Annotated in this window: 27 protein-coding genes, 1 tRNA gene and 1 riboswitch; of the genes, 16 read left to right on the forward strand and 12 right to left on the reverse strand. The window is 53.8% G+C overall.

Annotation, left to right across the window (positions count from 1 at the left end; translation table 11 throughout):
- The first annotated feature begins 12 nt into the window (after window positions 1–12).
- Window positions 13–891 (forward strand): thermonuclease family protein, encoded by an 879-nt coding sequence (locus tag HB779_RS08000; RefSeq protein WP_188345202.1) that lies wholly within the window; start codon window positions 13–15, stop codon window positions 889–891.
- Window positions 892–901: 10 nt separating this feature from the next.
- On the opposite strand, the gene HB779_RS08005 is transcribed toward HB779_RS08000, so the two are convergent.
- From HB779_RS08005 to HB779_RS08015, 3 genes are all read right to left on the reverse strand, one after another.
- Window positions 902–1,285 carry a VOC family protein gene (locus HB779_RS08005; RefSeq protein ID WP_188345203.1) on the reverse strand — a complete coding sequence of 128 codons (384 nt, stop codon included), beginning with the start codon at window positions 1,283–1,285 and terminating at the stop codon, window positions 902–904.
- A gap of 35 nt (window positions 1,286–1,320) precedes the next feature.
- The gene (locus HB779_RS08010; RefSeq protein ID WP_188345204.1) at window positions 1,321–2,979 is read right to left on the reverse strand and encodes a lysine--tRNA ligase; all 1,659 of its coding nucleotides are present in this window, start codon (window positions 2,977–2,979) and stop codon (window positions 1,321–1,323) included.
- A gap of 109 nt (window positions 2,980–3,088) precedes the next feature.
- Window positions 3,089–4,126: a transporter substrate-binding domain-containing protein gene (locus HB779_RS08015; protein ID WP_244642485.1), complete on the reverse strand. Its 1,038-nt coding sequence runs from the start codon at window positions 4,124–4,126 to the stop codon at window positions 3,089–3,091.
- A 162-nt stretch (window positions 4,127–4,288) separates the two neighbouring features.
- On the opposite strand from HB779_RS08015, the gene HB779_RS08020 reads away from it, so the two are divergent.
- Window positions 4,289–6,112 carry a glycosyltransferase gene (locus HB779_RS08020; RefSeq protein ID WP_188345205.1) on the forward strand — a complete coding sequence of 608 codons (1,824 nt, stop codon included), beginning with the start codon at window positions 4,289–4,291 and terminating at the stop codon, window positions 6,110–6,112.
- A 256-nt stretch (window positions 6,113–6,368) separates the two neighbouring features.
- On the opposite strand, the gene ppk2 is transcribed toward HB779_RS08020, so the two are convergent.
- On the reverse strand, window positions 6,369–7,277 hold the full coding sequence (ppk2, locus tag HB779_RS08025) for a polyphosphate kinase 2 (protein ID WP_244642486.1): 909 nt from the start codon (window positions 7,275–7,277) through the stop codon (window positions 6,369–6,371).
- Between the two features lie 96 nt (window positions 7,278–7,373).
- Here ppk2 and phoR point away from each other — a divergent pair, with 96 nt between their 5' ends.
- Complete coding sequence (gene phoR, locus HB779_RS08030; RefSeq protein ID WP_188345207.1) at window positions 7,374–8,651, forward strand: phosphate regulon sensor histidine kinase PhoR; 1,278 nt, start codon at window positions 7,374–7,376, stop codon at window positions 8,649–8,651.
- 51 nt (window positions 8,652–8,702) lie between these two features.
- Here phoR and HB779_RS08035 read toward each other — a convergent pair whose 3' ends face one another.
- Window positions 8,703–9,230: a GcrA family cell cycle regulator gene (locus tag HB779_RS08035; RefSeq protein WP_188345208.1), complete on the reverse strand. Its 528-nt coding sequence runs from the start codon at window positions 9,228–9,230 to the stop codon at window positions 8,703–8,705.
- 483 nt (window positions 9,231–9,713) lie between these two features.
- Here HB779_RS08035 and HB779_RS08040 point away from each other — a divergent pair, with 483 nt between their 5' ends.
- The 4 genes from HB779_RS08040 to HB779_RS08055 are packed head-to-tail and all read left to right on the forward strand — an operon-like array spanning window position 9,714 to window position 13,109.
- Window positions 9,714–10,919, forward strand: a complete 1,206-nt coding sequence (locus HB779_RS08040) for an aspartate aminotransferase family protein (RefSeq protein ID WP_188345209.1) — start codon at window positions 9,714–9,716, stop codon at window positions 10,917–10,919.
- Between the two features lie 9 nt (window positions 10,920–10,928).
- Window positions 10,929–11,867 (forward strand): ornithine carbamoyltransferase, encoded by a 939-nt coding sequence (gene argF, locus HB779_RS08045; protein WP_188345210.1) that lies wholly within the window; start codon window positions 10,929–10,931, stop codon window positions 11,865–11,867.
- Between the two features lies 1 nt (window position 11,868).
- Window positions 11,869–12,870 carry an Hsp33 family molecular chaperone gene (locus HB779_RS08050; RefSeq protein ID WP_188345211.1) on the forward strand — a complete coding sequence of 334 codons (1,002 nt, stop codon included), beginning with the start codon at window positions 11,869–11,871 and terminating at the stop codon, window positions 12,868–12,870.
- 26 nt (window positions 12,871–12,896) lie between these two features.
- A complete protein-coding gene (locus HB779_RS08055) occupies window positions 12,897–13,109 on the forward strand; it encodes an alkylphosphonate utilization protein (RefSeq protein WP_371823896.1) in 213 nt (70 codons plus the stop codon).
- Between the two features lie 8 nt (window positions 13,110–13,117).
- Here the strand turns inward: HB779_RS08055 and HB779_RS08060 are convergent, their stop codons facing one another.
- From HB779_RS08060 to HB779_RS08070, 3 genes are all read right to left on the reverse strand, one after another.
- Window positions 13,118–13,426, reverse strand: coding sequence for a hypothetical protein (locus HB779_RS08060; RefSeq protein ID WP_188345212.1), 309 nt, complete (start codon window positions 13,424–13,426; stop codon window positions 13,118–13,120).
- Window positions 13,426–13,818, reverse strand: a complete 393-nt coding sequence (gene apaG / locus HB779_RS08065; protein ID WP_188345835.1) for a Co2+/Mg2+ efflux protein ApaG — start codon at window positions 13,816–13,818, stop codon at window positions 13,426–13,428. The genes HB779_RS08060 and apaG overlap by 1 nt, the downstream gene beginning before the upstream one ends.
- 169 nt (window positions 13,819–13,987) lie before the next feature.
- A complete protein-coding gene (locus HB779_RS08070; RefSeq protein ID WP_188345213.1) occupies window positions 13,988–15,175 on the reverse strand; it encodes an O-succinylhomoserine sulfhydrylase in 1,188 nt (395 codons plus the stop codon).
- Between the two features lie 63 nt (window positions 15,176–15,238).
- A riboswitch (SAM riboswitch) is annotated at window positions 15,239–15,318 on the reverse strand.
- Between the two features lie 83 nt (window positions 15,319–15,401).
- Here HB779_RS08070 and HB779_RS08075 point away from each other — a divergent pair.
- The 6 genes from HB779_RS08075 to HB779_RS08100 all read left to right on the forward strand — a co-directional run bounded on the left by HB779_RS08075 (window position 15,402) and on the right by HB779_RS08100 (window position 19,527).
- Entirely contained in the window at window positions 15,402–16,493 is a 1,092-nt protein-coding gene (locus tag HB779_RS08075; protein WP_188345214.1) for a 2'-deoxycytidine 5'-triphosphate deaminase, read from the forward strand.
- Between the two features lie 94 nt (window positions 16,494–16,587).
- A complete protein-coding gene (locus HB779_RS08080; protein ID WP_188345215.1) occupies window positions 16,588–16,896 on the forward strand; it encodes a hypothetical protein in 309 nt (102 codons plus the stop codon).
- A gap of 98 nt (window positions 16,897–16,994) precedes the next feature.
- Window positions 16,995–17,068 (forward strand) — tRNA-Gly (locus HB779_RS08085).
- A gap of 148 nt (window positions 17,069–17,216) precedes the next feature.
- Entirely contained in the window at window positions 17,217–17,483 is a 267-nt protein-coding gene (locus tag HB779_RS08090) for a DUF6460 domain-containing protein (RefSeq protein WP_188345216.1), read from the forward strand.
- 332 nt (window positions 17,484–17,815) lie between these two features.
- Window positions 17,816–18,064: a CAP domain-containing protein gene (locus tag HB779_RS25385; protein ID WP_244642487.1), complete on the forward strand. Its 249-nt coding sequence runs from the start codon at window positions 17,816–17,818 to the stop codon at window positions 18,062–18,064.
- A 107-nt stretch (window positions 18,065–18,171) separates the two neighbouring features.
- The gene (locus HB779_RS08100) at window positions 18,172–19,527 is read left to right on the forward strand and encodes an MATE family efflux transporter (protein ID WP_188345217.1); all 1,356 of its coding nucleotides are present in this window, start codon (window positions 18,172–18,174) and stop codon (window positions 19,525–19,527) included.
- Between the two features lie 10 nt (window positions 19,528–19,537).
- Here the strand turns inward: HB779_RS08100 and HB779_RS08105 are convergent, their stop codons facing one another.
- From HB779_RS08105 to HB779_RS08115, 3 genes are all read right to left on the reverse strand, one after another.
- The gene (locus HB779_RS08105; RefSeq protein WP_188345218.1) at window positions 19,538–20,614 is read right to left on the reverse strand and encodes a D-alanine--D-alanine ligase family protein; all 1,077 of its coding nucleotides are present in this window, start codon (window positions 20,612–20,614) and stop codon (window positions 19,538–19,540) included.
- Between the two features lie 100 nt (window positions 20,615–20,714).
- The gene (locus HB779_RS08110) at window positions 20,715–21,812 is read right to left on the reverse strand and encodes a quinone-dependent dihydroorotate dehydrogenase (protein ID WP_188345219.1); all 1,098 of its coding nucleotides are present in this window, start codon (window positions 21,810–21,812) and stop codon (window positions 20,715–20,717) included.
- Window positions 21,809–22,156: a DUF952 domain-containing protein gene (locus tag HB779_RS08115; RefSeq protein WP_188345220.1), complete on the reverse strand. Its 348-nt coding sequence runs from the start codon at window positions 22,154–22,156 to the stop codon at window positions 21,809–21,811. Before HB779_RS08115 ends, HB779_RS08110 begins: the two co-directional genes overlap by 4 nt.
- 132 nt (window positions 22,157–22,288) lie before the next feature.
- Between HB779_RS08115 and HB779_RS08120 the strand changes: the two genes are divergently transcribed.
- Window positions 22,289–22,741 carry a hypothetical protein gene (locus HB779_RS08120; protein ID WP_188345221.1) on the forward strand — a complete coding sequence of 151 codons (453 nt, stop codon included), beginning with the start codon at window positions 22,289–22,291 and terminating at the stop codon, window positions 22,739–22,741.
- Between the two features lie 144 nt (window positions 22,742–22,885).
- Window positions 22,886–23,329 (forward strand): VOC family protein, encoded by a 444-nt coding sequence (locus HB779_RS08125; RefSeq protein ID WP_188345222.1) that lies wholly within the window; start codon window positions 22,886–22,888, stop codon window positions 23,327–23,329.
- A gap of 48 nt (window positions 23,330–23,377) precedes the next feature.
- Here the strand turns inward: HB779_RS08125 and pip are convergent, their stop codons facing one another.
- Window positions 23,378–24,328 (reverse strand): prolyl aminopeptidase, encoded by a 951-nt coding sequence (gene pip / locus HB779_RS08130; RefSeq protein ID WP_188345223.1) that lies wholly within the window; start codon window positions 24,326–24,328, stop codon window positions 23,378–23,380.
- A gap of 228 nt (window positions 24,329–24,556) precedes the next feature.
- Here pip and HB779_RS08135 point away from each other — a divergent pair, with 228 nt between their 5' ends.
- Window positions 24,557–25,225: a response regulator transcription factor gene (locus HB779_RS08135; protein ID WP_188345224.1), complete on the forward strand. Its 669-nt coding sequence runs from the start codon at window positions 24,557–24,559 to the stop codon at window positions 25,223–25,225.
- Window positions 25,226–25,229: the final 4 nt, after the last annotated feature.

Consider the following 25,229-nt stretch of genomic DNA (forward strand, 5'->3'; position numbering starts at 1 on the left):
GGAGCCTTTCCCATGCGTCAGATACCGCTCTATATCCTGACCATTCTGGTCGGGCTCTGTCTGGCCTATGTCTTCATTGCCCCATTCAAAGGCGGGTTGCCGGGGCCGGTAGTCGGGGGACAGGAAGTTACGATTGCACCTGAAAATTTTGAGGTGCCGGATGATACGGATGGTACGAATTCAGATGCGGTTCCAGCCCCGGACGAGAAAACAAATCCTGCTCCAGCTTCACCGCAGGCACGGCAAGTTGATCCGGATGGCTTCGTCTTTTCCAAACAGCCGGCGGCGCCATTGCAACGCATCGAGCCACGCCAGCCCTTAAGCGAAATAGGGCACGCATCGCCGCCCGCACCGCCACCCCCGCCAGTGCCTGTCGATACCACCGCGCGACCCAAACTGCTTTATCGTCCGGTGGCAACTGCGGCAGGAAGCATCGAAGCTTCGGGCTACCGTGTTTCTCTCGATGGGATTGACATCATACCGCCGGAGCAAACATGCGCAGTTGAGAATGGTGCATCGTGGCCATGCGGCATGGCTGCACGCACGGCTTTTCGCAATTGGCTCCGGACGCGAGCCGTTGAATGCAATGTGCCTGATCAACCGCCTGAAGGTGTCATTTCTACACAGTGCAAGCTTGGCACAATCGATCTGGCCGCATGGCTTGTTGAAAATGGCTGGGCCCGCGCCCATGATGGCACGCCCATGGCCGATAGTATGAAAAAAGCCGAAGAGGCGAAACTTGGCATTTTCGGCAGCCCGCCCGCCATGCTTCCCGCTCTTGGAGATACGCCATCGCTGGATTCTTCCGATAATGTGCCGGATCTCTTTTCAGAGCCTGCTGCACCTCCGGCATCTGTCCCGGACACCGGTTTTCCGCCCAAACCGCAATAGCGGTCGAGACCTAGCCTTCGTGACAGACAGCCTCGATATTGTGATTGTCGGGATCATGAGCAAAGGCACCGTAATAGCCCGGATGGTAATGCGGGCGTAAACCCGGCTGGCCATTGTCTTTTCCCCCAGCCGCCAAAGCAGCTTTGTGAAAAGCGTCAACGACTGCCCGGCTATTGACGCGAAACGCGATGTGGATGGGAGGATTGTTCGGTGTTCCACTGGCGATCCAGAAATCCGCTTTGCCGCCTTCACCGAAACCGGCGACATCGGCACTGCCAGTCACCGATGCAGGGATTTCCATGATCAACTCATAGCCAATGGCCGCAAGCGCGTCCTTGTAGAATTTCTTGCTTTGCTCAAAATTGCTGACGGTAACGCCTGTATGGTCGATCATGAATGGCTCCCCCGGTTTTGTATGCTTGTCCTGACTTATGCTAGCTGACCAGCCAGTGCTTTTGCAATGAGCGCGCGTGTTTCGGCGATGCCATAAAGTGCCACGAATGAACCGAAGCGGGGTCCGCGTTCCTGTCCGATCAGCACTTCATACAGCATCTGGAAGAATGACACCGAAACACCTGGCCCGCCCTCAGGACTTTTCTTGGTGTGATCCTGATACCGCTCTATGGCGCGCGCAACATCGAGCATAGCGTTTTGGATGACATTGCCATCGGCCTCGGCAGGCAGGGATGCAAGCTGCGCGTCAATACCCTTCAATGCCTCAAGTTCAACCGCATCGGCTGGACGGAACTTCTTCGTCGGTTTGACGAAATCATTGAAGTAACGGATCGCGTAGGTGACGAGTTCATGAAGCTTCGGATTGTTTTCTTTTGTCACACCCGGTGCGTAGCGCGAAATGAAGCCCCACAACACGTCGGCATTTTCAGCATTAGACGCGCTGACAAGGTTGAGCAACATGGCGAAGGGAACCGGCATATCCAGCACTGGCGGGTTGCCGTAATGCTGATGCCAGACCGGATTGCCAAGCCGTTCCTTCCATTCCTGCCGCTGATAGGCTGAAAGGAATGTGAAATATTCGTCCACAGCCTTCGGAATGACGTCGAAATACAGCTTCTTGGCGGTCTTCGGCTTCTGGAACATATAGAGCGCGAGGCTCTCCGTTGGCGCATAAGTCAGCAAGTCATCAATCGTCAGGCCATTGCCTTTCGACTTCGAAATTTTCTGGCCTTTGTCATCAAGGAAAAGCTCATAGTTGAAGCCTTCCGGTGCGCGTCCGCCGATAGCGCGGCAAATCTTGGACGACAGGGTAACGGAGTCGATGAGATCCTTGCCTGCCATTTCATAATCAACGCCAAGTGCCGTCCAGCGCATAGCCCAATCGGCCTTCCACTGGCACTTGACCTTGCCGCCGGTCACTTCCGTTTCAATATGTTCGCCGGTATCGGGGTCTTCGTAGGTGATGGTGCCCTTTTGCACGTTACGTGCAATCATCGGAACCTGCAGAACGACACCGGTGTTCTGGCTGATCGGCAGGAAAGGCGAATAGGTACCGCGGCGCTCTTCTCCCAATGTGGGGAGAATGATGTTCATGACATCGTCATAGGCGGCCAGCATCTTGAGCAAAGTTTCGTCGAACCGGCCAGACGCATAATATTCGGTCGCTGACGCAAACTCATAATCAAAACCGAAGCGATCCAGAAACGCGCGCAACCGGGCATTGTTGGCGGCACCAAATGACGGATATTCATTTGAGAATGGATCCGGAATTCGGCTCAGCGGCTTGCCCAGATGGGCGGCCATCATATCGCGGTTCGGTACATTGTCCGGTACCTTGCGCAGGCCGTCCATGTCGTCGGAGAAGCACAGAACCTTGGTCTTCACCGCATCCTTGGTCAGGACACGGAAAGCATGGCGGACCATTGAGGTGCGCGCAACTTCGCCGAACGTACCGATATGTGGCAGACCGGAAGGACCATATCCTGTCTCGAACAGGATCGTCTCCGGATATCCGCTCTTCTCATAACGTTTGATGATCTTCTGCGCCTCTTCGAACGGCCATGCTTTGGCCTCCGCTGCCGCCGCGATCAGATCGGGGGTCAGTTCGATGTGGGTATCGGGGCGCGAAGTCATTCTCGGTTTCCTGTTTTCCTGGCATGTGGTGGAGCGGGCGGACACTATGGCGGGAGCCTCGCCGCGTCAATCGCTGCAAGGTTTTTCGACCGTGTCTGGCTGCGGGTTTTCAGTAAAAATTGACGGGGAAGTAGCGCAGATAGAGTTCAGCAGTCGTGCCTTTTTCTTCCATGGATTTCAATGCGAAGTTGAAAGCATCGATCAGGACGGCATTTTTCGTGGTGGTCGCGATCATTAAACCATCGCCCAGAAATTGTGGCGCGATGTAACGACCACCGGCAAAGGCGCAACAATTCTGCGCCTCGGGACTGCCAATCCAGAAAGACAGGTCGGACCCATCGCCGAACACCGCGTCGATCTTCTTGTCCCGCAGATCTTTGAGCATCAGTTCGCGTGTAGGATAGCCGACCCACCGATCGTTGGGAAAATAATCTGTGAAGATAGCCTGATGCACGGAGTCCGCCACCACGCCCACCACCTTCTTGTCCAACTTGTCGGCAAGGGGTTCTTCCAGCACAGTCTCTTTCAACGTAACAAAACGCGCAGGCAGGCGCATATAGGGCGCTGTGAATGCAAACTTTTCCCGCAGCGCCGCTGTTGGTTTCAAGCCGGCAATAATTGCCTCAGCCTCGCCGTTTTCCACGGTCTGTTGCAGCTCGTTCCACGGGCGCGCCTCGATCTGGCAAATCGCTGTGGCCTTGAGCTCGTTGCAAATGGCACGCACCAGATCGATATTGAAGCCCGAAATACGCCCCGTACTATCGATGAAATTGAATGGCGGGTAGTCAACTGTTGTAACGAAACGAATACGTTGAACAGCTTGAAGATCAGGTTTTGCCACATGTTCACGTCCGTCCCAGTAGTGAGGGAAATCCGATGCGGCATTGGTTGGGGATATGCCCGGCAGGACCAGACTTGCAGCGCAAAAAGCGATTGTTCGGATATGCATTCGATCTCGATAAGGCCAGGTGATTTGCCGGAAGTTTAGCATGAGCGTTGCAGACATGACAGGTTTCATAGGCCTTGGCCCTGTTGTCCAGTTGAACGAATGATGTGGGGCAAAAATAAAGTATAAATACGACCTTTTGCCTATTGTTTCAAAAGCATAACCAGCTTTATGATTTGAAATTGAATATACAGACGCCAATGGTAAGGATACTGCCAAAGCGCGTTTTTAGTAGATTGTACTTTAATTCATTTTCAATTCTGAATTGTGGATTCACGCGATGACAATTGTGCGTTTTGTACAATCACTTGCCGTTCCAGTGATTGGAACTCGGCCAAATAAACCCATGAAATATTAAACGGCGTGCTACATCGAGAAATCGAAGCTCGGCTGGCAGCGCGCTTTTATGACGCCGGCTTGCCGAAGGCGTTGATCCAGCGGGCCTTCAAGCAGTCTATCAGCAACAAAACTTCCTTTATCGATGAGCTCTACGCATCTGCATGCGACGATGAAGCAATGATCGGCCGCTGCATTGCGGACGAAGTCGGGCTGGTTTTTGCGGATATTCCAGATGCTGCGGAGGTGGTTTTATCTGGTGATTTCAGCATTGCAGCTCTGCGGCACACAAGGCACGTCAGGGTGTTGGCGAGTGACGAGAACGCACTGATTTATGTTGTGCCGACGATCGACGATATCGTTACCCTTAAGGACCGTCTTCCCACCGCAGCAGATATCGCCGCCCGCATGCGAATAACCACGCCCTCCAGGCTCTTTGAACTTTTGGCGTCAAGCCATGCAAAAAGGTTGATAGATGGCGCTGTGAGAATGGTCGAAGACAGCAACCAGATCTATTCCGCAAAGGTCGTGTTAACGGGCAGGCAGGGCGTGCTCGTGGGCATATTGCTCGTATGTTTGCTGCTGACGATATTTGGTAAACAGCAATTGCTCTGGGAGTCCCTGCACATCCTCTTTTCCGTGTTCTTTTTCGCCTGCGTTTTCATGCGTATCCTGGCGGGAAGACGTGCGCGCGGCCGCCTGACCCGGCCATTGCCCAATATTTCCGTTGGGGAATTGCCGGTCTACACCGTTATGATCGCGCTTTACAGAGAAGCTGAGATCGTTCCGCAACTGATCGATGCGGTGACGCGCCTGAATTGGCCGCAATCAAAACTGCAGGTTCTGTTGCTTTGCGAGAGCGATGACCACCCAACATTGGACGCGCTTAGATGCGAACCGCTGCCGTACGGTTTCAGCGTTGTACCAATATCGGGACCTGGCCCCCGCACGAAACCGCGTGCCTTGAATTACGGCCTGCAATTGGCAAGAGGCGATCTGCTCGTTGTTTATGATGCTGAAGACCGGCCGCACCCCGATCAGTTGCTGGAAGCTTTTCACTATTTCAGTGCGAACGACGGGAAACTAGGCTGTCTGCAGGCGCCTTTGATGATCACAAACCCGCACGAAAGTGTCATCTCTCGGCTGTTTGCCTTTGAATATGCGGCACACTTCCACGGCTTCCTGCCATGGCTTGCGCAGCATCGGCTGGTGCTTCCCCTCGGCGGCAGCTCAAATCATTTTCGCTATGAGTGTCTGGTAGAAGCTGGTGGATGGGATCCTTACAACGTCACCGAAGATGCTGAGCTTGGAACCAGACTGGCACGCCATGGGTATCGGACAGACATGATCTCGCTGCCGACGGTCGAAGACGCACCCACGGAAATTGATGTCTGGTTTCGCCAACGCACGCGCTGGTTCAAGGGATGGATGCAAACTTGGCTCGTGCAGATGCGGCAACCGGGAATCCTGCTTCGGCAATTCGGCATATGGCGGTTTCTGGTCTACCACCTTCTGGCGGCCGGAATGATCATTTCGGCTCTGCTCTACCCTGTTACGCTGGCCTTCCTTGTGACGGCCGCAGTTTATTGGCTGATTGGCAGCAACGTCCTGATACTGCGCCCGAATATCATTGCTATCGATCTCATCAACATCATTGTCGGGTATTGGTCGTACCATATATTAGGCAGTCGCGCCTTGGCCGGCAGGCCGATGCATGGTGCCGTGCTGCTCTGGATACCGTTCTATTGGCTCCTGATGTCTTTTGCCGCATGGCGAGCAATCTGGCAGTTAAACAAGGCGCCTTTCCTTTGGGAAAAGACGCCTCATCGGCCCTCAAAATCCAGGTCGTAAACTCACAAATCTAACTGAAATGGCGCCTGAAACGGCAAGAAGACGCGAAGAGAGACGCGAAGGGCGGGGTCTTTCCCCCGGCTGAGCGGCTCGACACTGCAGCTTGCAGCCGTTTCGGCGTCCGGAGGATATGGTCCATTTGCCCGGCTACAGCGTCGCAAAGGCTCGAGAATGGATAAACATTCCCATCGCCTTTGCTCCTTGTATCCGAACAAATGGCCGCATACCATTTCAATCAGATTTAGGAGTGTACGACCTAATCAATAAAACCCGGGCCCGATCCGATAATTAACGCATCTTCATTGCCGATGACATTGAGGTCACGGTCCTTGTATGGCAGGCTCAACAGCACGCGGCGGATGACAGCGATGCGGGCCCGCCGCTTGTCATTGGACCTTACCACGGTCCATGGTGCGTGGGCCGTATGGGTGCGTGCCATCATATCATCGCGTGCCTTGGTGTAATCGCTCCATTTTTCCGCTCCCGCAATATCCATGGGCGAGAACTTCCAATTTTTGAGCGGACTGTGACGGCGATCATGAAACCGCTTCAACTGCATGGTCTGACCAATATTAAGCCAGAATTTGAAGAAGAAAATGCCATCGGCCACGATCATGCGCTCGAAGCCCGGCGTTTCTTCCAAAAAGGATTCATGCTGTTCCGGCGTGCAGAATCCCATAACAGGCTCCACCCCACCCCGGTTGTACCAGGAGCGATCGAAGGTAACGAACTCGCCACTGGTCGGAAAGTGGGAGACATAGCGCTGGTAATACCACTGGCCGTGCTCTGTCTCGCTGGGTTTGGGCAGGGCAACATTGCGCGCATTGCGGGGGTTCATATATTGCCGCAATGTGAAAATGGTGCCTCCCTTGCCTGCAGCATCCCGGCCCTCGAAAACCGATATGACGCGGCCGCCGGTTTCCTGCAGCCAGCTTTGCATTTTTACCAGCTCGATCTGCAAGCGTTCCAGCGTTTCTGCATATTCATCCTTGTCCATTTTTTCGGTGTAGGGGAAATCACCGGATGCAAGGGCGCCATCATCGATCCAATCTGGTAATTTAGGATCGTCAATGTTGAAACTGCGCTTCTTCCCATCAACCTTGAGTTTAAGCGTCGTCTTACCGTTCTCTGAATGATCGGATTTCTTTTTTGAATTCTTGGCCAAGACAGTCTCCCTCAATTGACATGAAGCCATGTTATTGGGACAGCGTTATGGCGTCCAGTGTCGATGACAAGCATGGCAGGGCAGGGAGTTGAGCGCATGAGCATTTGGGGTTGGGGTCAGGAAAGCCGTGGTTTACGGCAAAGAGCGCTGCAGCGGATCATCCGCTCGCGCTTTATTCTCGCCGCCGCCGCTTTTCTCACGGCACTCGTGCTCATCTCCGGCGCCTCCGGCTGGGTGAGCTTTCTAATCCTTGTGCTGCTGCTTCTGGGTGTGGTTGCTTTATCGGCAAGCATTCCGCGTATTGACGCCAGCCCGACTGAGCCGATGAATGACCCCGCAATTTTTAGGCTGTCGGGCCAACAGCTTGCTGCACAATTGCCGGATCCGCTCATCATCTTCGACCATGAAGGGACAATCCTTTACGTTAATCCCGCAGCAAACGGGGCGTTTGGTCCTCTGGCACGGGGCGGCACGCTTCTCCTGCATTTTCGCGCACCCGAAATGCAGACTCTGGTTCAGTCGGTGATGGCAGATGCACAAGCTGGTTCGATCGACTATTCCGAACGTGTGCCGATGGAGCGCTGGTATCGGGCGACGGTTCTGCGGCTTGATCAGGCAGGTGGTCCGGACCGGCAATATTTGCTGTCATTTCGCGATCTGACGGAAGCGCACCGGCTGGAGCGCATGCGATCGGACTTCATCGCCAACGCAAGCCATGAGTTACGCACACCCCTTGCCTCGCTCAGTGGCTTCATTGAAACTTTGCGCGGACCAGCCCGCAATGATGCCGTTGCCCGCGACAATTTCCTCGAAATCATGCAGAAGCAGGCCGAGCGCATGGCAAGGCTGATCGATGATCTCCTGTCGCTTTCCCGCATTGAAATGAAAGCTCACATCGCCGTTAAAGATCAGGTCGATCTGACAACTATTCTCAATCACGTCGTTGACTCATTGAAACCGCTTGCTGCGGGTCTTGATATCGCCATCGAGCGCAATATTGATTCCGGTCCGGTAATGGTCCTTGGCGATCGCGATGAGCTTACTCAAGTTTTCCAGAACCTGCTGGAAAACGCCTGTAAGTATGGTCAATCCGGCAAGAAAGTGATCGTTGAGCTCAAGAACAACGGTGAAGGGATCAAGGCAACCGTGCAGGACTTTGGTCCCGGTATCCCCGAAGAACATATCCCGCGCCTGACGGAGCGTTTCTACCGGGTCAATATTGAGACGAGCCGCGCCCAAAAAGGTACCGGGCTCGGATTGGCGATCGTCAAACATATTCTGACGCGGCACCGTGCCCGATTGGTTGTCCGCTCGCGTGTGGGCGAGGGATCATCCTTCACTGTCGCGTTTGCTCCACAGAAGATCAAAGGTTAAGCCAACAAAAAAGGCGCCTGACGGCGCCTTGATTGAAAAGCTGAGTTCAAATTACCGCGGGCGGCGGCGATCCGACGCCGGTTGATAGGCCAGACGCGAGTGATAAGAGCAGTATGGTCCACCTTCACTCACATCATTGCCGCAGAAATGGAAATCCGGCTGCAGCGGATCGCCCATCGGCCATTTGCAGGTGCGTTCGCTCAATTGTACCAATTCGAGGCGGCGCGAAATCGGCACCACCACGTCGGTCGAAGGCTTCATAACCGTCTGTGTTACCGTATCTGCAAAATATTCCTGCTGCAGAGCAGTTGCACCCACACTCTTGGTTACCACGCGGCTGGTCATCTGGACGGAAGAGCTCACGCCACTGCGATGACCGCTTGAAGCGGTCGTGTTGACTTTCTTGCTGCGCGTCTGGGTCGATGTGGTCTTGCCACGTCCCGACAATTTCAACCGGTGCACCTTACCGATGACCGCGTTGCGGCTGACGCCACCCAGTTGTGCTGCGATCTGGCTTGCACTCAGACCTTCGGCCCAGAGCTTTTTAAGCTGTTCTACGCGCTCATCTGTCCAGTTCATCTTCCTTGGCTCCGTCTTGTGCGGACTCTAAACTGAATCCTTCCTCGCATCTGGATTGCTCCAGATTGCAGATACTATATCTATCCAGGTGACGAGGTCCGCCGCACGAAATCTAGTTATTCCGTTTCTCAAGCTACAATATGCGATGACTCTGTGACAAGAGTCAGGCATGGGTAGCAGCTATGCTTTTTTGGGTTTTCCCCAACTTGCGCGCGGAAACGTGACTTAAATGACATTTCCAGAGGAATATGTCGTTTTCCGGATGAGAAAGCGCCTAGAGATCTGAAAATCTTGGAGAAAGCCCTTTTTTCTCAAGGGGTAATATGTAAGCAAGGTTTCGAAGTGTTCATTTGACAATTGCAATTCGAATGACGATATTACCCTGGTCAGGCCGCCCTTGTGGGCGGCTTTTTAATTTCATCGCTGCCGGTTTCTTCTGAGTAAACAGCAGGTTCAAACAGGGTATTGGAGGCCCGAAACGACATGACGGACGCAAACGCGCAACCGCTATACGACACTTTTGCTCGTGCGGATCTGCGCTTTGAGCGAGGAGAGGGCGTGTGGTTGATAACCGAGAATGGTGAACGCTATCTCGATTTCGCAGCCGGCATTGCCGTCAATTCGCTTGGCTATTCGCACCCGCATCTCGTTGAGACCCTGAAGGCGCAGGCTGAAAAACTGTGGCATCTGTCCAATGTCTATGAGATTCCAGGGCAGACGCGGCTCGGTCAGCGTCTTGTTGACAATACTTTTGCCGACAAGGTGTTCTTCACCAATTCCGGTGCCGAAGCTCTGGAATGTGCGATCAAGACCGCGCGCCGTTATCACTACGTGAATGGACATCCGGAACGTTTCCATATCATCACCTTTGAAGGCGCTTTCCATGGCCGCACCTTGGCGACCATCGCCGCTGGCGGTCAGGCCAAGTATCTCGAAGGCTTTGGCCCCAAGGTTGAAGGTTTCGATCAGGTGCCATTTGGCGATGAAAAAGCGCTGAAGGCCGCCATCGGTCCGCAGACTGCTGCGATCCTGATCGAACCGATCCAGGGCGAGGGCGGTGTTCGCCCGGTTCCGGACGAAGAGTTGCGCCGTCTGCGCAAGATTTGTGATGAGAATGACCTGCTGCTCATCCTTGATGAAGTGCAGTCAGGCGTTGGACGCACGGGTAAGTTTTTTGCTTACGAATGGTCGGGCATCACACCTGATATCATGGCTGTTGCCAAAGGCATTGGCGGCGGCTTCCCGCTGGGTGCTTGCCTCGCGACAGCCGAAGCAGCCAAGGGCATGACCGCAGGCGTTCATGGCACTACCTATGGTGGCAATCCCCTTGCTATGGCTGTGGGCAATGCGGTGCTTGACGTCATTCTGGCTGATGGCTTCTTTGAACATGTTCAGCAGATGGCTCTTGTGATGAAACAGGGGCTTGCTTCAATCATCGACCGTTTTCCCGAGGTCGTTGCGGAAATCCGCGGCCGTGGTCTGCTGATGGGCATCAAGAGTGTCGTTCCCAACACGACCTTCGTGCAGGCTTTGCGTGATGAACACCTGTTGACCGTCGGCGCAGGTGACAACGTCATTCGCTTGCTGCCGCCTCTTGTTGTTACCGAAGAAGAAGCACGCGAGGCTCTTTCGAAGATCGAAGCGGCTGCCGAACGTTTGTCGGTTACAGCCCGGCAGAAGATCGCGTAGGGGACTGTCATGACATTCAAGCAGGACCTCCGTCACTTCACGGATATCTCGGCGCTTTCGTCAGGCGTATTGCGCTCAATTCTCGATGATGCCCGTGCCCGTAAAACCCGTTTGAAGGCTGGCAACATCGAAAAGCCGTTCGCAGGCAAAGTGCTGGCGATGATTTTCGACAAGCCATCGACCCGTACGCGTGTTTCATTCGATGTCGGCATGCGTCAGCTTGGTGGTGAGACCATCATGCTTACCGGCTCGGAAATGCAGCTTGGGCGCAGCGAGACCATTGCCGACACGGCAAAGGTGCTGTCGCGCTATGTCGACATCATTATGATGCGCACAACGACCCATGATCGTCTGGTGGAGATGGCCGAAAACGCCACCGTGCCGGTTATCAATGCGCTGACAGATGATACCCATCCCTGCCAGATCATGGCCGATATCATGACGTTCGAAGAACATCGCGGTTCGGTCAAAGGCAAAACCTTTGCCTGGACGGGCGATGGCAACAATGTGTTGCATTCGCTTGTTGAGGCTGCCGCGCGCTTTGATTTCAATCTGAACATTGCGACGCCCGAAGGCAGCGAGCCCGAAGCCAAATATCTGGATTGGGCAAAGAATGCCGGCGGCAAAGTTCGCTTAACATCGGATCCGGTTGCCGCGGTCGAAGGCGTCGATTGCATCCTCACGGATACATGGGTGTCGATGGGGCAGGAAGGCCGTGCACGCGGCCACAATGTGTTCATGCCCTATCAGGTCAATGACTCGTTGATGAAGCATGCTCATCCGGATGCGCTGTTCATGCACTGTCTTCCGGCACATCGCGGCGAGGAAGTAACGGATTCCATTATTGACGGCCCGCATTCAGTGGTTTTTGATGAAGCCGAAAACCGTCTGCATGCACAAAAGGCTATTCTAGCCTGGTGTCTCGAAGGAGGTCGCCCGAGTGTCTAATATGTCTGATGTCGCAAATCGCCCCGACGAATATGTTTTCGCCGGGGATGACGCTGTTGTTCCATTTCAGGTCGAGGCGCTGGATGCGCGCGGCCGCGCGGTGCAATTGGGCGCGACACTGGACGATATTCTCAGTCGGCATAACTATCCCGATCCGGTTGCCAAACTTCTGGCCGAAGCCATTGTGCTGACCGTTCTTTTGGGAACTTCGCTGAAGTTCGACGGAAAATTCATCTTCCAGTCGCAGTCCGATGGTCCTGTCGACATGCTTGTGGTTGATTTTCGTACGCCCAGTTCAGTGCGCGCCTATGCACGCTACGATGATGAACGTCTGGCGGAAGCAATGGCGGAGAACAAGCTTTCGCCTGTTCAGTTGATGGGCGGCGGGACGCTGGCTTTGACTGTCGATCAGGGCGAGTACACCCAGCGTTACCAGGGTATCGTTGCGTTGGATGGGTCGAACCTTGAGGAAATTGCAAAAACCTATTTCCGCCAATCAGAACAGATACCGACCGATATCCGCCTTTCTGTTGCAAAGCTGATCGAACGCGGTGAGGATGGCAAGCCGGTTGAACAATGGCGCGCCGGTGGCGTGATCGTGCAGTTTTTGCCGGAATCCGCGCTGCGCATGCGCCAGCCGGACCTTCCCGCTGGTGATATTCCTGACAGCGATCTGGAATATGAAGAGATTGAGGAAGATGATGACTGGGCCGAAGTAAAGGCGTTGGTTGCAACCATCGAAAGTTCCGAACTGACAGATCCTCAGGTCGGCTCGGAACGCCTGCTTTATCGTCTGTTTCACGAACGCGGTGTCCGCGTGTTTGATGCGGTTACGGTGAATGATGATTGCTCGTGCTCGCGGGAAAAAATTGCGGGTGTCCTCTCAGGTTTTACGGCCGAAGAGATCACTGACAGCATTGAAGACGGCAAGATCAGTGTAACCTGCGAGTTCTGCTCGACCCACTACGAATTTGATCCTGCGGAATTCCTGCCAAAAAACTGATTTTTCGCGCAACAAGGATCGCCATTGTGGACGTAAGAGACAGCAACGGAACCGAATTGCAGGACGGCGATTCCGTCACTCTGATCAAGGATCTCAAGGTCAAGGGAACGTCCGAGACAATCAAGCGTGGAACGCTTGTCAAGAATATCCGTCTCAATGGCCGCGAAGGTGAAATTGAGTGCAACACCAAACAGGTCAAAGGTCTGGTGTTGAAAACTGAATTCGTCAAGAAGGCCTGACGCTATCCCTATGGCAACAACGTGTTGCCAGCTTTCCAGGATACTACGGCCTCGTGGGCGAGCGTGACGCCAATCAGCAGAATGATGAAGGCAGCTATAATCAGCCATAACGGCCATGGCTTTTCTGAACGTTTGGCAAACAAGCCCACGACAAGACCAGGAACAAGCGCCAGTGCCAGCAATTCGGGCAAACCAGCCTTACCGGCCTGAATGCTCGGCAGGGTGTAGCCCATAAACAGCGCACCTACAGCGATCACGCACACAAAAAGGGAGCAGGCGAGTGCCTTCACATAAGGCATTTGAGTTTGATCAAACATTAATTCAGTGTCCGCAATTGGTCAGGCAAATCAAGCGAAAAAGCTGGAATTTCGATATCAAAAAGCTTGCCGGCTTCGGTTTCCATGGAATAGCGCCCGACCATCACGCCCGATGTTGTGGTCAAAGGACAGCCGGACGAATACTGAAATGAATCACCGGGGTTGAGCACCGGCTGCTCGCCAATGACGCCCGGTCCACGAATTTCTTCGATCTGACCATTCCCGTCTGTGATTTTCCAATAGCGTGCACGAAGCTGAACCGTGCCATCTGATTCATTGGCGATTGTAATCCGATAGCCCCAGACATATCGGTTTTCTTCTGGATTAGACTGCTCCTCCAGATAAAATGGTTCTACAATAACTTCGATATCCTGGGTAACAGCGCGATACATGATAAACCTTGTTTCATCACTGATATTGCTGGTCACGGCTGCCTCGTCAACCATTACAATACATAATGATGATTAAATTTAATGTGATGTTTCAATATTACTGCTAAATTTATACTTAAATATACCAGAATCGCGCTGAAACTGGTTTCAACGCGATCCTGGTAAACCATTATTTAGCTGCCTTAAGTGCGGTGTCAAAATCTTCAATCAAATCCTCTGCATCTTCAAGTCCGACGGACAAGCGCAGCAATCCGTCTGATATGCCAAGCTCGGCGCGGGCTTCATCCGTAAGGTTCTTATGCGTTGTTGTTGCCGGGTGCGTGATCAGGCTCTTTGAATCGCCGAGATTGTTGGAAATACGTACGATTTCGAGCGCATTTTCAAAGTCGAAGGCTGCCTTCTTACCGCCCTTCAGTTCAAACGCAACGAGTGTCGAGCCGCCCGTCATTTGTTTGGCGATGATGTCGGCTTGCGGGTGATCGGCACGGCCGGGATAGATAACTTTGGCGATCGCCGGGTGATCAGCAAGGAAGTCAGCAATTTTCGCCGAGCTTTCTGTTTGCTGGCGGACGCGCACAGGTAGAGTTTCAAGGCCTTTCAGCATGATCCACGAATTGAAGGGGCTGAGGCCCGGACCCGTATGCCGGAAATATTCGTGGAGGTTTTCATCGATCCACTTCTTGTCCGAAAGGATGACGCCGCCGAGGCAGCGGCCCTGACCTTCAATGTGCTTTGTTGCGGAATAGACGACGATATGTGCACCGAGCTCCAGCGGCTTCTGGAACAGCGGCGTCGCAAAGACATTGTCAACGATCAACTTGGCGCCAACGGAATTGGCAATCTTGGCCACAGCGGCGATATCGACAATCTCAAGGGTAGGGTTGGTCGGGCTTTCCAGAAACAGTGCCTTGGTATTCGGCCGAATGGCCTTTTCCCAATTTTCAGTCTTGGATCCGTCGATCAGGGTGAAATCAACGCCATATTTCGGCAGAAGCGTTTCAATGATGTAGCGGCAGGAGCCGAACAGCGCACGCGCTGCCAGCACGTGGTCTCCAGCTTTGACCTGACACAGGATCGAGGCAGCGACTGCTGCCATGCCGGAAGCCGTTGCTCGGGCATCTTCTGCGCCTTCAAGGGCACACATGCGTTTTTCGAACATATCGGTGGTCGGGTTGGCATAGCGCGAATAGATAAAGCCGGGTTCCTCGCCTTTGAAACGGGCTTCGGCGGCTTCAGCGCTGTCATAAACGAAGCCTTGCGTTAGGAACAAAGCTTCCGATGTTTCACCGAAACCGGAGCGCATGGTTCCGGCATGTACAAGTTGTGTCGCGGGGCGCAGCTTACGGGTCGTCGTCATCGTCTTCTCAATCTGCCAGAAATCTGGCCAATAAAAAACCGGCCTTGCGGGAATCGCAAAAAGGCCGGACGAGACCGGGCCTCTTTTAGCAAATTATTTTACGTGGCTGCAAGCCGGCCGGCCAAATCACCACGGGATAAAAGTGCTTTAATCCTCTTGGCGGCTTGCGTCAATCGGGTGAGACGCTAAAGCTTTTGTGAAATTTTGTAAGGTTTCGGCGGTTGATATGAGCATACTTGCAGCGGGTATTCTGGCGGATAGTGGTATCAGGGCATTGCATCAGGCAGGTGCGCTGAAAACGGAACGCGATTTTGACGTGGACCAAATTCAGCCTGCCAGTCTCGACCTGCGGCTTGGCACGAAAGCATACCGTGTTCGCGCCAGCTTCATGCCCGGTCCGGGAACACCTGTCATCGATAAACTGGAAAAGTTAAAGCTGCACGAGATCGATCTCAGTCAGGGTGCCGTGCTGGAAACTGGCTGTGTCTACATCGTGCCGTTGCTGGAAAGTCTGGCGCTGCCGGCCGGCGTTTCGGCATCCGCAAACCCGAAAAGCTCGACAGGCCGGCTGGATATTTTCACGCGGGTCATTGTTGATGGGGCGCAGGAATTCGACAAGGTTCCAGCCGGATATAATGGCCCGATCTATCTTGAGGTCAGCCCCCGCACATTCCCGATTGTAGCACGCACGGGCTCACGCCTGTCGCAAATTCGCTTTCGCACTGGCCGGGCACAACTGGACGAGGTTGAGCTCACAGCACTGCATGCGGGCGAAACACTTGTTGCTTCAGACACGCCAAATATTTCTGGTGGCGGCATTGCGCTGTCCATTGATCTGACCGGCGATAAAAACGGCCTTGTTGGCTATCGCGGCAAGCATCACACCGGCGTTGTGGATGTCGACAAGCGTGGCGCCCATGACCTGTTCGACTTCTGGGAACCGATCCACGACCGCGGGGCTCGGGAACTGGTGCTGGATCCGGACGAATTCTACATTCTCGTCTCGCGCGAGGCAGTACACGTACCGCCGCTCTACGCCGCTGAGATGACACCGTTTGATCCGCTGGTCGGAGAGTTCCGTGTTCACTATGCCGGATTCTTTGATCCCGGTTTCGGGCATACGGCAGCTGGCGGAACAGGCAGCCGTGCCGTGCTTGAAGTGCGCAGCCATGAAGTACCCTTCATTCTCGAACACGGCCAGATCGTCGGCAGGCTGATCTACGAGCATATGCTCGAGCGGCCAAAGGCGCTTTATGGTACTGACCTCGGCTCAAATTATCAGGCGCAGGGACTGAAGCTCTCCAAGCATTTCCGCTAGCAAATGATGGGAGATTGACAGACCCGGGCTTGGCCAACATTGATATGCGCCAGGATTTGGCCTCAATGCAAACCAACAGACGCGGATGCCCGTAATGTCTCAGGACTTTCAATCAAAACGGCGCGTGGCAATGATCGTCCTGGCTATCTTGACGATCATCGCTCTCCTGCCGCTTTTCTCTGTGCTAACCACTTATATGCTTGCCACGGCGTTGGGGTGTTCAGTGGATGAGGGGAGTGTCCATCCTTGTCTGATGGCCGGTCTGGATATTGGCGATCTGCTCTATACGATGGGCGTTATGGGCTGGCTGATGATTCCAGCGGCTCCTTTGTTGTTGATTGCTGTGCTTGGCTGGATTGCAGTTGGTGTTGTCTCGATCGTGAGGCACCTGCACCGGGACTGATATACAGACCGTTTTTCGGGCATCGAACAAAACCGGTTGACTATCATCTTCGGCTGCTTTTGATTTCAATTACCCGGCAAGGCCGGTCTTTTGATTATGCGGGTGTAGTTCAATGGTAGAACGGCAGCTTCCCAAGCTGCATACGAGGGTTCGATTCCCTTCACCCGCTCCATCAATCTTTTCAATGCCGCCGGTGTCTGATGCTCCGTTTTGGCGGCAAACGGAAAGTTCCGAAATCATCCATTTGCTTGAACAGGATCGCATATCACCATATGTGAGGGGCACAGCCGTCAACAGACGTCACCAATATCGGAGTATCCATGTCTGACAAGATGAACCGCTTTCTGGGAGACACGCCAGGTCGTGTTTTGCTCAAGCTTATCCTTGTGTCGCTGTTCGTCGGCGTGGTCATGAGTGCCTTCAACTGGTCACCCCTTGATATTCTCTACGGCATCGAGAATTTTTTCCATCGTATCTGGTATCTCGGCTTCGGCGCGGTCGAACGCTTCGCCGGTTATTTCCTGCTCGGTGCCGTGATCGTTGTTCCCTGTTTCATCATTTTGCGCTTGCTGAGTTACCGGCGCTGAGTACAAAACTCCATCTTTGGCCTGAATGAGCCACAATTGCTGGATATCGGCAGTGCGTCTCATTCAGGAATAACCAATGTCCGAACAGAAGTTTTTGTTATCCCGCCGTCACTTTATCGGCTTTGCCGCAGTCACCACATTGCTCCCGCTTGCAGCGTGTCAGACGGTGACACGTGCGCCCGGCAAGGGGGAGGGCGCGTCTGCATCGGCTGCGTCACTCGTGCAGAATATACGTTCTTCCAACGGGCTTGGTGGTTTGACGTCCGACCCGCTTCTTGAAAGTGCTGCCTTACAGCAGGCCGGATATATGGCAGGCGCTGGCCGCATGTCGCATGTCGCATACGACAGGCTGGGGCCGCGACTTTGCCACGCGGGTCAAGGACAATGAAATCCATGGAGCGGCTGCGGAAAATATCGCTGTTGGCCGTATGGGACTGGATAAGCTGTTTGCCATGTGGATGGCATCGCCGCCGCATCGCCGCAATATGCTTGATCAGCGATTCACGCGGTTCGGCCTTGCTTATTCGGAAGCTGCCAGCGGCAGCAGCCAACGCTATTGGGCTCTTGTTCTGGCAAGTTAGGTGCGACTTTGCACCACTGTCAGCATAGTTTCTGAAACCACTGGCAAAGCGCATCAGCGGGTGGCATAGAGCATCGGTGGCAACAAGCCACTTCTCCGGTGCTTTCAATGTCAACGCAAGTCTCCAGTCCTGATGGATCCAAGGTTGTTCGCCCGTTCGAGGTGACCAACCGCCTGATGCTGTCGATCACGATTCCGGTTATGCTCGCCTCCCTGACAACACCGCTGCTCGGGCTTGTCGACACGGCGGTCATCGGTCAGGTCGGTGATCCGCATCTGCTCGGCGGTCTTGCCATCGGTGCGCTGGTGTTTGATTTTCTGTTCTCCACCATGAATTTTCTGCGCGCCGGGACTACGGGTCTGGTGGCTCAGGCAATGGGGCGGCATGATAATGTCGAGCAGCAGGCGGTGTTCTGGCGGGCCATTGGCATTGCGGTGGTTGCAGGCTTTGTTTTCATCGCGGCGACGCCGCTGATTTTGACCGCAACAGTGCGTTTCATGAACCCGGATCAGGCAGTTGCCGATGCGACGTCGACCTATGTGTCGATCCGGCTTCTGTCGTCGCCCATGGCCTTGGGCAATTTCGTGGTGCTCGGTCTGTTGCTTGGGCAGGGTAAAGCCATGCAGGGCCTTTACCTCCAGTTTCTTTTGAACGGCGTTAACGTTGTCATGACCTATTGGCTCGGCCTCGTTCTGGGTTGGGGGGTGGCAGGTATCGCCTGGGGAACGCTCGTTGGCGAAAGTGTTGCGCTGATTGTCGGGCTGTTCATGGTCTATTGGCAGTTTCGCGCCGTGCCAAATCCATCACGCGCCCGCATTCTGGATATGCACGCCATTCGCCGCATGTTTGCGGTCAACCGCGATATCATGTTGCGGTCCTTCTTCCTGCTGATCGCCTATGCATATTTCACCCGCGCTGGCACTGAAGCCGGTGCGGTTACCCTGGCAACCAATGCCGTGTTGATGAATTTCCTGCTGATCTCGGGCTATCTGATCGATGGCGTGACCACGGCAGCCGAACAGATTTCCGGACGCGCTGTTGGTGCGCACTATCGGCCGGCCTTTGATCGAGGCATCAAGCTGTCGTTCCTGTGGGGGTTGGTGCTGGCATCGCTGATGGCATTGTTCTTCCTGACCTATGGCAACGCCATCGTTGCACTACTGATCAAGTCCGCCGACGTTCAGGCCATGGCTGCACTTTATATGCCATGGGCCGCTCTAGCACCTGTTGCCGGGTTGTTGGCCTTCCATATGGACGGCGTCTTCATTGGCGCCACATGGTCACGGGACATGCGCAACATGATGATCCTTTCGCTGGCCGGCTATTTCATAGCTTACTATACCCTGCCGCATTTCATGGGTAATCATGGCCTCTGGCTGGCGCTCCATCTCTTCCTCGGATTGCGTGGCCTGTCGCTGCTGGCAATCTTGCCGCGGCGGGCGCGGCTGCAGTTCGCTAGCTGATCAATGCTATTCAGGCTGTCTGATGGCCTGCACGGGCAAGGGCGTGATCTATCAACCGATCCACCAGCTCCGGGTAGGATATGCCGCTGGCGCCCAACGCTTTGGGATACATGCTGATATTGGTAAAGCCCGGTATGGTGTTGACCTCATTGATGACGGCGCTCATATCCGGCCGCAAGAAGAAATCGACGCGTGCCATACCTTCGCACCCCAAGGCACGGAAGGCTTTGCGCGCCATGATTTGGAGGTCTTGCACAAGCGTTTCCGGAAGATTGGCCGGAATGGAGAGCGCTGCACCGTCGGCATCGATATATTTGGCTTCGTATGTGTAAAATCCGTGGCTTGCGGCAGGTGCAATTTCTCCAGGAACCGAGACAGTCAACGCGCTGTCATTGTGCTCCAGCACGGCGAATTCAATCTCCCGCGCCTGAACGAATTCTTCGACAATGACTCTTCGGTCATGCTTGAAAGCTTCGCTGACGGCCGCATCAAAGGCTTCCTTTGTCGCCGCCTTGCCAACGCCGACCGATGAGCCTTGCCGGACCGGTTTGACGAAGACCGGGCTGCCAAGTTCGCGTGCAACATCGTCGAAGGCTGCTGTTTCGCCCAACTGGATTGTTATGCCGCGCGCCACAGGCAAACCGGCCTCTTTGAGGAGCCGCTTGGCGACTTCCTTGTCCATGGCTATCGCCGACCCCAAAATACCGCAGCCGACAAAGGCAACATTGGCGACTTCGGCCAGTCCCTGCACCGATCCATCTTCACCAAAAAGACCATGAAGAACGGGGAAAACCACATCGACAGGTGGCAACTCATACGCCGCGCCATGTTCTGGAAGAACAAGCAGCCGTCCTTTGCCGCCCGGCAGCAGGCTGACTTCCGATCCTTGGTCGGGGACAGCCTTGGGCAGATTTCCATCTTCCAACTCAACAAGCAGCCATTGCCCTGAACGGGTAATCCCAATCGGAACAATTTCATATTTCTGCGTGTCGATGGCTTTGACAACGTTACTGGCAGATAGCAGCGAAACATCATGCTCGGCAGAGCGTCCGCCAAACAGCACTGCAATCCGTCTTTTGCTTGTCATCGATTCGTTTCCACTGGCTTGAATTTGTGTGAGGAATGTCCGTGACCATCGCTGGCTGAAGGAACATCAAATCTCTTGGTGTCAAAATTACGCTCTGAAATCAGGCCGGAATATTTTTCGCTGCCCAGATTGAAACATCGCGGTCGCGCAATTCAGCAACGCTGCCAATATTTTCACGCTTCAACATTGCTGACATATCTCGAAGGATTTCAGCAGCAAGGCCTGGGCCACGATAAATCATGCTGGTGTAGAGCTGAACGAGATCGGCGCCTGCACGGATTTTGGCAATTGCTGTGGCGGCGCTATCGATGCCGCCAACACCAATGATAGGAAGATCCGAGCCAATCCGCTGACGCACCTTGGCCAGCACAATCGTTGAGCGCTCAAACAGCGGAACACCAGACAGACCGCCTGTTTCAGCGGCATTTTTGGAGCTTCGCAGGCCGGTGCGGGAGAGAGTGGTGTTAGAAATGATCAAACCGTCCAGCGAATGCAGCGCAACTTCGGTGGCAATATCATCAAGACTGGCTTCTGGAAGATCGGGCGCGATTTTCAGGAACACCGGTCGCCTTGTGCCCGACTGGGCGGCAACTTCATCGCGCGCGTCGAGCACTTTGCCGAGCAATTCCTTCAGGCTGTCACGCGCCTGCAGATCACGCAGGCCCGGCGTGTTGGGGGAGGAGATGTTGACTGTGAAATAGCTGGCAAGCGTATGGAATGTGCGAATACCCGCCACATAATCTGCGACGCGATCCGTGGAATCCTTGTTCGCACCGATATTTACGCCGACGATACCCGGCTGTGTCTTGCGGGACGAAAGGCGCCGGAATGCCGCCTCATGTCCTTCATTGTTGAAGCCAAGCCGGTTGATCACGGCATTATCTTCCAAAAGCCGGAAAATGCGCGGCTTGGGATTGCCGGATTGTGCGAGCGGCGTCAGTGTGCCGATCTCGGCAAAGCCGAAGCCCAATTTCAACAGAGCGTCGGGAACTTCGGCATTTTTGTCATAGCCTGCGGCCATCCCCAATGGATTGGGAAACTGCAACCCGGCAACTTTGACCCGGAGGGCTGGATCATTCTGCGGTGCACATCCGGGCACCAGTCCGGTTTTGAGAGCTTTGATGGATATGCCGTGGGCATCTTCCGGATCGAACGAAAAGAGGACCTTGCGCCCCAGAGCCTGAAACAGCTGGCTCATGCATCCATCTCTGGAAATTGATGTTTGCCATCCGCGCCAAGCGGCAAAGACTTGACCCAAAGCACGGCACCTACCGGCAGTGAGGCATAAAGATGCGGAAAGAGATCACCGCCGCGTGAAACTTCATATTTGAGCGCTTCACCAAGCTTGTCTGTTTCAACGGCAATCAACAGCAGATCATCCTGACCGGCAAAATGCTTTGCCGCAGTCTCAACCGCCTGCGTTGCAGTGGAAAAGTGAATGTATCCATCGGCGTGATCAATCGGTGCGCCATCAAAAATACCGGTGGCTTCGGCAGTTTGCCAAAGTGAGCGCGGTGCAATCTTGTAAATCAACTGGGCCATGAGGTTTTACTAGACGCAAAACCGCCATGCGCAAAGAGTAGAGTGGCGTCTGTAACAGAAATCTCGACCGCCATTCCTATTTTCGGCGTATTATTCCACCAAGGTTGAAGTCCTGTATTTCGGAGGTCAGTTATGTCACGAACACGAACCCTGCTTATCGCGGTTGCGTCTATCCCGTTCTTGTCCATGATCGCTGCACATGGCGCTGCTGCTGAAGAGACGGTGAGCTACTCGCTTGAAAAGACCGAGAATGGCTATGTCCGCATGAACAACAAGACCGGCGAAATGTCTATCTGTCAGGAGAAGTCAGGTCAGCTCATCTGCAAACTGGCAACGGAAGAACGTAAGGCCTATGAGGATGATGTGGCAGACCTGAAGTCACGGGTCGCCAAGCTTGAGGATACAGTGGCTGGGATCGGCAAACTTCCACCGGTGGTTCGTGACGCGCTTCCATCCGACGAAGAGTTCGAAAAAGGCTTGAGCTACATGGAGAAATTCATGCGGCGTTTCATGGGCATCGCCAAGGAATTTGACGATGAAAACAAAGGCTCGAAGTCTGATACTCAAACACCGCAAAAGACGTGACGGGGCGATAATTTCCCCTTCAAACAAACGCCCTTTATCCACGGTAAACAGCAAATTGTGATGGACCAGAGTCATTTTGTTCTTGATTTGTTCACGTAATTATACGACTTTGGTCGTTCAATTATTGGACGTTGGAGAGACGGGATGAACGAGGGGCCACGATTGATCGGTGAGATTTCCATCAGGCTTTTTGTGCGTCATGGCGACCAGCAAAAAGCCATGGATTTTTATGAAAACGTGTTTGGCGGAAGCGTGGTCGGGCGTCCTTACCTGCACAAAGGTGAGTTGATTGCCGCGGAAATGCGCATGGGGGCGTCGGTGATCATGATCGTTGGCGCGAACCCGAAGCGTGATGCCGATGCGTCTTTGGGCGGTCCGCGTTCCATTCATGCTATCGGCGCAACGCCGGTCATGCTTGATATCCATGTGGATGATGTCGATCGCGTGATGCATCATGCCGTGTCTGAAGGCGGGTATGTACGCAATGCCATTGAAGAACTCGACAGCGGCGATCGTGTCGGCGTGCTGACTGATCCGTTCGGCCATCTCTGGGTGGTCAAATCACGGCGTAAACATCTGGCAGCTTGAAATAATTCAGCCAGTCCCTTTGCAGAGACTGGCTGCTGAATATTCAGATCAGACAGAGTATTTCTTGGTCGCGGCGATCAGTTCATGAACAATACCGGGCTCAGTGACCGAGTGACCTGCATCTTCCACAATGCGCAAATCTGCTTCCGGCCAGACCTTTTTCAGATGCCAGGCATTCAATAGCGGTGTGCACATATCATAACGGCCATGAACGAGAACACCCGGGATGTCCCGGATCAGATGGGCGTTGCGGAGCAGGTGATCATCCGTATCGAAGAAGCCCTTGTTCTGGAAATAATGACATTCAATACGCGCAAACGCGATGGCGAAATGATCTCCGGAAAATGCTTCCTCGCGTGCCGGATCAGGCAGAAGCGAAAGCGCAGACCCTTCCCAGCGCGCCCATAATTTTGCTGCCGCCAGACGCACTGCTGGATCTTCATCCGTAAGGCGTTTGTAGTATGCAGCAATCATATCGCCGCGTTCGGCTTCCGGAATATGCTCCTGATAAGCCTCGAACCGGTCAGGATAGATGATGCTTGCGCCATTTGAATAAAACCAGTCGATCTCAAAACGCCGGATCATGAAGATACCGCGCAGGATAAGCTCGCTCACGTGGGCAGGGTGGGTTTGGGCATAGGCCAGCGCCAGGGTTGAACCCCAGGAGCCACCGAAAACTTGCCATTTGTCGACGCCGAAATGATTGCGGATACGCTCCATATCAGCGACGAGATCCCAAGTCGTGTTCTCACGCAACTCTGCATAAGGTGTCGATTTCCCGCAACCGCGCTGGTCGAAGAGTATGATCCGGTACAGTTCCGGATCGTGCAAACGTCGCATGGTCGGATTGATGCCGCCTCCCGGTCCGCCGTGGATCATAATGACGGGCTTCCCGTTCGGATTGCCGCACTCTTCAACATGAATGCTGTGCAAATCAGAGACTTGGAGCATTTGCTCGGAATAGGGCTGAATATCAGGATAAAGAGTGTTGATTATCATGCATCTTTCTTTCAAAGATTATCCGAAATGAGCGTATGATCAGTTTGGAATGCGGTTTTGCCAAGGCAATTCATTAGTCTAATGGCTATTACCAAATGATCAGCAGGAGTTTAAATCCTTTTTTGGCATTAGATTTCTCTTGATATATCAGAGAAATAGGATTTAGTCGCTATTATTAAAACGATTAGATTACGTCTGCTGCAATTTCAGCAACAAGGACTATAACGGATGAGATTTAAATTCATTATTGTAGATGATCACCCGCTTTTTAGAGGAGCGCTTAAATTGGCGCTATCCTCACAGACGAGTGATGCAGAAATTATTGAAATTGGTGATTTGGAAACCGCCAAAAAACTGATTCTTGACGATGCCGATATTGATCTTGTTTTACTTGATCTTGCACTCAGTGGTGTGAGCGGTCTGACGGGTCTTATTACATTGCGCGCGTTGCAGCCAACCGTGCCGATTGCAATTGTTTCTGCCACCGAAGACGCGATTACCATTCGCACCGCTTTGGCGCTTGGTGCTTCGGGGTTCATTCCGAAATCCTCCAGCCCCGAACAGATCGGCCACGCCATCAATTCCATTTTGAGAGGCGAAATATGGTCACCTCTCGATGGGAGGGACGATGGTGAACTTGACCAGGAACTTATTGAACTTATTAATCGCATGCGCAGACTGACACCCCAGCAGGGCCGGGTTCTGGGTATGATGGCCGATGGCATGCTGAACAAACAAATTGCACACGAACTGAATGTTTCGGAAGCAACGATCAAAGCGCATGTGTCGGCTGTTCTATTCAAACTGGGAGTAGAAAGCCGAACCCAGGCCGTTATCCGTTTGTCGCGTTTCCAGAGCGAAAGTCAGCCAGCGACTGCTGTTGCTGAGTTGCAGTAGGTTG

It is taken from the genome of Phyllobacterium sp. 628 (assembly GCF_014189505.1).
Classification (GTDB): domain Bacteria; phylum Pseudomonadota; class Alphaproteobacteria; order Rhizobiales; family Rhizobiaceae; genus Phyllobacterium.

What these genes read in the sequence shown, in the direction of transcription:
- HB779_RS08005 (WP_188345203.1), bottom strand. Translation starts at nt 1,285, where the DNA reads ATGATCGACCATACAGGCGTTACCGTCAGCAATTTTGAGCAAAGCAAG.
- HB779_RS08115 (WP_188345220.1), bottom strand. Translation starts at nt 22,156, where the DNA reads ATGGCCCAGTTGATTTACAAGATTGCACCGCGCTCACTTTGGCAAACT.
- pip (WP_188345223.1), bottom strand. Translation starts at nt 24,328, where the DNA reads ATGATAATCAACACTCTTTATCCTGATATTCAGCCCTATTCCGAGCAA.
- phoR (WP_188345207.1), top strand. Translation starts at nt 7,374, where the DNA reads ATGAGCATTTGGGGTTGGGGTCAGGAAAGCCGTGGTTTACGGCAAAGA.
- HB779_RS08070 (WP_188345213.1), bottom strand. Translation starts at nt 15,175, where the DNA reads ATGACGACGACCCGTAAGCTGCGCCCCGCGACACAACTTGTACATGCC.
- argF (WP_188345210.1), top strand. Translation starts at nt 10,929, where the DNA reads ATGACATTCAAGCAGGACCTCCGTCACTTCACGGATATCTCGGCGCTT.
- HB779_RS08050 (WP_188345211.1), top strand. Translation starts at nt 11,869, where the DNA reads ATGTCTGATGTCGCAAATCGCCCCGACGAATATGTTTTCGCCGGGGAT.
- HB779_RS08135 (WP_188345224.1), top strand. Translation starts at nt 24,557, where the DNA reads ATGAGATTTAAATTCATTATTGTAGATGATCACCCGCTTTTTAGAGGA.
- HB779_RS08120 (WP_188345221.1), top strand. Translation starts at nt 22,289, where the DNA reads ATGTCACGAACACGAACCCTGCTTATCGCGGTTGCGTCTATCCCGTTC.
- HB779_RS08075 (WP_188345214.1), top strand. Translation starts at nt 15,402, where the DNA reads ATGAGCATACTTGCAGCGGGTATTCTGGCGGATAGTGGTATCAGGGCA.
- HB779_RS08010 (WP_188345204.1), bottom strand. Translation starts at nt 2,979, where the DNA reads ATGACTTCGCGCCCCGATACCCACATCGAACTGACCCCCGATCTGATC.
- HB779_RS08105 (WP_188345218.1), bottom strand. Translation starts at nt 20,614, where the DNA reads ATGACAAGCAAAAGACGGATTGCAGTGCTGTTTGGCGGACGCTCTGCC.
- HB779_RS08100 (WP_188345217.1), top strand. Translation starts at nt 18,172, where the DNA reads ATGTCAACGCAAGTCTCCAGTCCTGATGGATCCAAGGTTGTTCGCCCG.
- HB779_RS08125 (WP_188345222.1), top strand. Translation starts at nt 22,886, where the DNA reads ATGAACGAGGGGCCACGATTGATCGGTGAGATTTCCATCAGGCTTTTT.
- HB779_RS08090 (WP_188345216.1), top strand. Translation starts at nt 17,217, where the DNA reads ATGTCTGACAAGATGAACCGCTTTCTGGGAGACACGCCAGGTCGTGTT.
- HB779_RS08060 (WP_188345212.1), bottom strand. Translation starts at nt 13,426, where the DNA reads ATGTTTGATCAAACTCAAATGCCTTATGTGAAGGCACTCGCCTGCTCC.
- HB779_RS08000 (WP_188345202.1), top strand. Translation starts at nt 13, where the DNA reads ATGCGTCAGATACCGCTCTATATCCTGACCATTCTGGTCGGGCTCTGT.
- HB779_RS08080 (WP_188345215.1), top strand. Translation starts at nt 16,588, where the DNA reads ATGTCTCAGGACTTTCAATCAAAACGGCGCGTGGCAATGATCGTCCTG.
- HB779_RS08110 (WP_188345219.1), bottom strand. Translation starts at nt 21,812, where the DNA reads ATGAGCCAGCTGTTTCAGGCTCTGGGGCGCAAGGTCCTCTTTTCGTTC.
- HB779_RS08040 (WP_188345209.1), top strand. Translation starts at nt 9,714, where the DNA reads ATGACGGACGCAAACGCGCAACCGCTATACGACACTTTTGCTCGTGCG.
- HB779_RS25385 (WP_244642487.1), top strand. Translation starts at nt 17,816, where the DNA reads ATGTCGCATACGACAGGCTGGGGCCGCGACTTTGCCACGCGGGTCAAG.
- HB779_RS08035 (WP_188345208.1), bottom strand. Translation starts at nt 9,230, where the DNA reads ATGAACTGGACAGATGAGCGCGTAGAACAGCTTAAAAAGCTCTGGGCC.
- apaG (WP_188345835.1), bottom strand. Translation starts at nt 13,818, where the DNA reads ATGTATCGCGCTGTTACCCAGGATATCGAAGTTATTGTAGAACCATTT.